Below are 4,967 nucleotides of genomic sequence, written 5' to 3' on the forward strand. Positions count from 1 at the left end.
CTAAATGTTACAAACTAGCACCACACGTACTAATTTATATATAAATTTAAATAATGTCTGATAAATCTACTCGTTAATATACAATTTTAAAAATTAGTCAATTTTTTGGCATTTTTTACCTATATCATATTTTATAAATTATTCTTCTTGAAATAATTTTTGTGGAGAAAACAAGATTCTCTTACTGAATAACCAAATTACCTATCCACTTTTGATTTTTCACTATTCCAATAGTGAAAATGTACTTCATCTATTTTTCAATAATAGTTTGCTCAGTTTATTTTTTTATCACTAGTTCCACTCTCCTATTTTTAGCACGTCCTGCTGGTGTATCATTAGTTGCTTTGGGGTTATTTTCACCAAAAGCTTCAATTGAGACGTTGCCTTCCGTCACTGCCTTTTGCTGCACAAAGAACCGCATGACTGAAACTGCTCGAGCAGCACTCAATTCCCAGTTACTTGGATAGTCTTTCGATTCTTGCGGCACATTATCTGTATAACCAGCAATAATAACCTCATTTTCTTTCAGTTGTTGAATCTTTGGTCCCAGTTCCTTTAAAGCTGCAGCAGAATCGGCAGTCAGATCCGCACTACCACTGTCAAATAAAATATTACTATCCAAATTTAAATGTAATCCGTCGGATTTAATTGAAGCTTTTGTATTCTTTCCTAGATTCATCTCTGCAGCGGTCTGATTTAAACTCTTCGCAATTTCTTTTAACCGTTGTTCTTGATTCTGTTGCGAAATACTGCCCTTTACTCCATTTTCTTGTTTGATCGCTGCTTTTTTAGTTTTAGGGTCCGGTGCCTGACTATCTTTTTCTTTATTATTTACTGACGGTGAATCAAGTTCGATTGCGTTTGATCCACCGACTGCCGCACTTTTATGATTTTGTTGCTCTGGTGACAAAGCCATGATCGACCCAAACTCTGAACTGATTTTTTGGAACTTACTATCATCGACCTTGGCTGAAGAAAACATCACAATAAACAGGGCAAGTAGCAATGTTAACATGTCAGAATAAGGGAGCATCCATGCTTCACTATCACTATCATTTTTTTTCTTTTTCTTACGCATGATTGTCCCACTCCTTTAAGTACTATTTATTTTTTCCGATATCGGCTCGATTTGTTTCACTGATCATACTTTCAAGGTTCTTTTCCATTGTTTTCGCTGAAACTCCTTCTTCGATCGCCAATGTTCCTGCCATGATCAGTTCTAAATTTTGAATTTCTTGTTCTGATTTACGTTGCAGTCTTTTAGCAAAAGGCATGAACACTAAGTATCCCATAAAAATACCAAATAACGTCGCAACAAAGGCCGATGAGATCGACTCTCCCAATACACTAACGTTATCTAAGTGTCCAAGTGCACCGATCAAGCCGATCACGGCACCCATCACACCAAGTGTGGGTGAAGTACTGCCGGCAGTTTGCATCATGGCAGTTCCTTTAGCATGACGTTCCTCGATCGATGAAATCTCATTTTCCATGATTTCTTGGATCTCTTCTTTATCGATCCCATCAACCACCATCTCCATGCCGCGTTTTAAAAAGGCATCTTTTTCAGGATCCAAATTATTAACAGGTGTTTCCAAGGCCAATAATCCTTCACGCCTGGCAACATTTGATAGTTCTACTAATTTATCGATTGTTGCGCGGTAATCATACTTTTTTGATTGAAATAATACTTTAAAAATTCCTGGTAAACGTTTGATGTCAGCTAACGGATATGTATTGATCAGCGCTACAATGATCCCCCCAAAAATAATCATCATGGCTTCAGGGCTAAATAGCATGGCTAGGCTAGCACCCTTTAAAATCATCGCTGCCACCACGATAACCAATGCGGCACAAATACCGATCAGTAAAAACAGGTCCATTTGTTTCTCCTCCTCTTTGATCTTCCACTTTTACTTATCGGACAAAAATGAAAAGATTTAAGCAAACTTATTAAAAAAATTTTCAAAAAAATAAAACCACTACAAAACTGCTGTCAGTTCTGTAGTAGTTTTACTAAATATTTTGTTTTTGGCTGACTTCATTCCAAGTTTCTAATAATTCTTCTAGCAATTTAACAATTGGCGGCAGTTTTTCCTGGTCTTTGCTGACATTAGCGGCCACTAACTGTTGCGTGATAAAATTATATAAACGATCTAAGTCTACCGTAATTTGACTCTCAACTGAATGATCTAGTGAAAATTTAAGTTCATCAACAATGTCTTGAGCTCTAAGCAATTCATGGTTTGCCTTTACCATATCATTTTGATCTAATGAGGTTTCAGCTAATTTGATTGCTTTAATGCCTCCAGAGATCAATAAACTGATCAACTTGTTAGGCGAAGCAGTCAACACTTGATTCTTCAAGTAAAAATCACGTTGCTTTTGTCTCTGTTTTACATCCATTAATTCAATTCCTCCGCCATCAATTTAACTATTTTTTGTAATCCCAGCTTGGAGTTGCGGATCAATATTTCAGTTCGATCATCGTCCCATCGATAATTTTTTTGTGGTAAGTCCCACCCCTGGAAGACTTTTGACGATCTAAACTCTTTAATTGTTGCAACACTTTTTTCTTCTCTTTCACCGTTACTTGCATCAGACTCTGATATTCAGACATAACTTGTTGTAAAACTTCTTTTTGCGGCGCTGACAAGTTTGACTCAGTTTCCTGCAATTGAGTCAATAATTGATCATTAGCTTGTAGTAAAGCCGGGATTGAGAAAGTTGATTGATCCCAGTTTTTCATATTTTGCTTTAAATCTGTTAATATTCGTTCAATTTCTTGTTCTCCCAAACTTCTACACCTCTTTTATGATCGTTATTATTGTTGATCTACACCCAGCTGACTTTGCATGTACTGCATTTGTGAATCGGCTTGCATCATGATCGAGTCTAACTGAGTAAACTGTGCAATATATTGTTCCCGTTTATCGGTCAGACGCGCGGTGAAGTCATCGATCTGCGAATTCAAGTCTTTGACCATCTTATCAATACTGTCGCTTTTATTAGTAATGATCCCTTTTTTAGTAGCATCGTTGCTAATAAATTCATTGACCAAATTATTTAATTTAGCGGTATAGCCCGTGTCAGTACTTTCGTCGAAGCTGTCCTCACCTTGAACATAGAAAAAGTCATGGACTTTTTCCGGTGAATCAGCTAACTGTGACTTAAACTTGTCCTCATCAAGGCTCAAAACACCATCCTTGTCAACAGAAAAGCCCATATCGAAGGGACTCAGACTAGCACCATTATCTTTATCGGCTTGTGTGATCATATTTCTCAAAGATGACTGTAGCCGTTGCAAGGTCGAATCGCCAACCAGCTTACCTTGAACATTAGTCGAAGAACTATCCGCTGTGGAAGCTGACGGGTCGCCAACATCCAAGTCATTTTTGATCAAACTCATTAAATTATTGTATTGTGTTACAAAATCAGTAGCGGCCTTAACTGTCTTAGAATCATCATTCTTCAATGATAGAGTAACTGCATCTTCAGGCTTGATCTCTTTTTTCAAGGTGATCGTCGCACCATCGATAGCATCGGAAATTATGTTGCTGTCACTTTCCATGTCAATACCGTCTAAACTATACTTGGCAGCCTGACCCAGATCAGCGGAAGCGTTTAAGCCTAAGGCAGCTAAAGTAGCTGTATTCTTTGTTTGATCCAGTGTTGTTTCTTTGGCACCTGACTTATTATTCGTCAAAACTAGACGCTTGTTGATCACCACTGCCGAAACACCAATATTTTTTGATTCTTTATTGATCTTATCAGCAATATCGAGTAGTGAATCCTTCTCTGTAATATCAATATCAACAGTTTCTGGACTATCGTCAGTTTTTTCTCCTTGATAAGTAAAAGTCAGTTTCCCGTTCAAGTTAAGATCAGTGCTATTCGTTTCTGCTGCACTGACCTGGCTGCCAGTCAACTTAGTTTGTTTAGCTAACTGACTGACCAACAACTCAAAATCGCCACCATTTTTGGCGTCAGAATTTCCTGAGATCGTTGCTAGATCTTCATTCGAACTTTTAGCAATTTTAGAATAATAACTGTCATTATTCTGCAAGGATTTAAGCTTAGTTTGAAAATTACTTAAAGCCGATGAAATTTCACTCCAGGCAGATTTTTCCTGGTTATATTTGGTAACTTTGTTTTGTAATAGCGTTTTTCCACCAGATTCAGCCTCGATCAACTGGTCAACAACATCCGTTGTGATCCCAGAGTACTGGCCCAAAAAGCTGAGCCCAGCATTTGGTGCTGAAGTAGCACTTGTAATATCAGCCATTTACGTCACTATCCTTTCTTATCGACCGCAATTCCCATCTGATCCCAGATTTTTCCCAAAACATCAAGCATTTTATGAGAAGGAATCTCTTTTAACACTTTACCGCTTTGCATATCCACCATTTCAACGTACTGCCGTCCAGTCCGCTGGTGAATTTCGAATTTCAATTTAAAATCGCGGCCCAGTATCTTTTTATTCAGTGTTTCAACTGCTTTTTGCAGTTCTTGCGGATCTACAACTACATTATCGGCTGAATCTTCAACTTCTTTAACGTTTTTACCATCATTTAAATGAAAAAGTTTACCCAAATATTTTTCCTGATCTTTGCGAATGAACGATTCGTCCATTAATGAAGTATCCATTTCATAACTATCAGTTGCAACTTTCTGGATTTTATTAACAGCCGGCGTGGGGTCAACTGGTGGAATATTATTGATCTGCATGTTACCTGTCCCTTCTTTCTGTGTCCTACATATATTCACTCCAATATTTCATTTCTTGTTAAATTCTCCCTACCCATCTTTTAACTTAATCAGGTTGCACAAGTCAACTTCTTCGGCTTATCTAAGCAACAAATTTCGATGCCAAGTTTCAAAGTCTGTTGTTCCAATGCTCGGAAGTTTCCGATTTGCTCCACCTTGTTTTTTAGTCAGGTTACGAAATGCAAAAGCTTGCGCTTAAC

The 4,967-nt window shown here is 37.6% G+C and carries 6 protein-coding genes; all 6 read right to left on the minus strand.

Going from position 1 to position 4,967, the window contains the following annotated elements; translation table 11 throughout:
• Positions 1 to 277 precede the first annotated feature (277 nt).
• The 6 genes from FC65_RS08640 to FC65_RS08665 all read right to left on the minus strand — a co-directional run bounded on the left by FC65_RS08640 (position 278) and on the right by FC65_RS08665 (position 4,728).
• Entirely contained in the window at positions 278 to 1,078 is an 801-nt protein-coding gene (locus FC65_RS08640; RefSeq protein WP_056972362.1) for an OmpA family protein, read from the minus strand.
• 22 nt (positions 1,079 to 1,100) lie between these two features.
• Positions 1,101 to 1,883: a MotA/TolQ/ExbB proton channel family protein gene (locus tag FC65_RS08645; protein WP_056972364.1), complete on the minus strand. Its 783-nt coding sequence runs from the start codon at positions 1,881 to 1,883 to the stop codon at positions 1,101 to 1,103.
• Positions 1,884 to 2,016: 133 nt separating this feature from the next.
• The gene (gene fliS, locus FC65_RS08650) at positions 2,017 to 2,406 is read right to left on the minus strand and encodes a flagellar export chaperone FliS (RefSeq protein WP_056972366.1); all 390 of its coding nucleotides are present in this window, start codon (positions 2,404 to 2,406) and stop codon (positions 2,017 to 2,019) included.
• 61 nt (positions 2,407 to 2,467) lie between these two features.
• Complete coding sequence (locus tag FC65_RS08655) at positions 2,468 to 2,797, minus strand: hypothetical protein (RefSeq protein WP_056972368.1); 330 nt, start codon at positions 2,795 to 2,797, stop codon at positions 2,468 to 2,470.
• Between the two features lie 27 nt (positions 2,798 to 2,824).
• A complete protein-coding gene (fliD, locus tag FC65_RS08660) occupies positions 2,825 to 4,285 on the minus strand; it encodes a flagellar filament capping protein FliD (protein WP_056972370.1) in 1,461 nt (486 codons plus the stop codon).
• Positions 4,286 to 4,293: 8 nt separating this feature from the next.
• The gene (locus FC65_RS08665) at positions 4,294 to 4,728 is read right to left on the minus strand and encodes a flagellar protein FlaG (protein WP_056972371.1); all 435 of its coding nucleotides are present in this window, start codon (positions 4,726 to 4,728) and stop codon (positions 4,294 to 4,296) included.
• Between the last annotated feature and the right edge of the window lie 239 nt (positions 4,729 to 4,967).

It is taken from the genome of Ligilactobacillus acidipiscis DSM 15836 (assembly GCF_001435755.1).
GTDB classification, from domain to species: domain Bacteria; phylum Bacillota; class Bacilli; order Lactobacillales; family Lactobacillaceae; genus Ligilactobacillus; species Ligilactobacillus acidipiscis.

Coding starts and splice junctions, on each gene's coding strand:
- FC65_RS08640 (WP_056972362.1), bottom strand. CDS start 1,078: ATGCGTAAGAAAAAGAAAAAAAATGATAGTGATAGTGAAGCATGGATG.
- FC65_RS08645 (WP_056972364.1), bottom strand. CDS start 1,883: ATGGACCTGTTTTTACTGATCGGTATTTGTGCCGCATTGGTTATCGTG.
- fliS (WP_056972366.1), bottom strand. CDS start 2,406: ATGGATGTAAAACAGAGACAAAAGCAACGTGATTTTTACTTGAAGAAT.
- fliD (WP_056972370.1), bottom strand. CDS start 4,285: ATGGCTGATATTACAAGTGCTACTTCAGCACCAAATGCTGGGCTCAGC.
- FC65_RS08665 (WP_056972371.1), bottom strand. CDS start 4,728: ATGCAGATCAATAATATTCCACCAGTTGACCCCACGCCGGCTGTTAAT.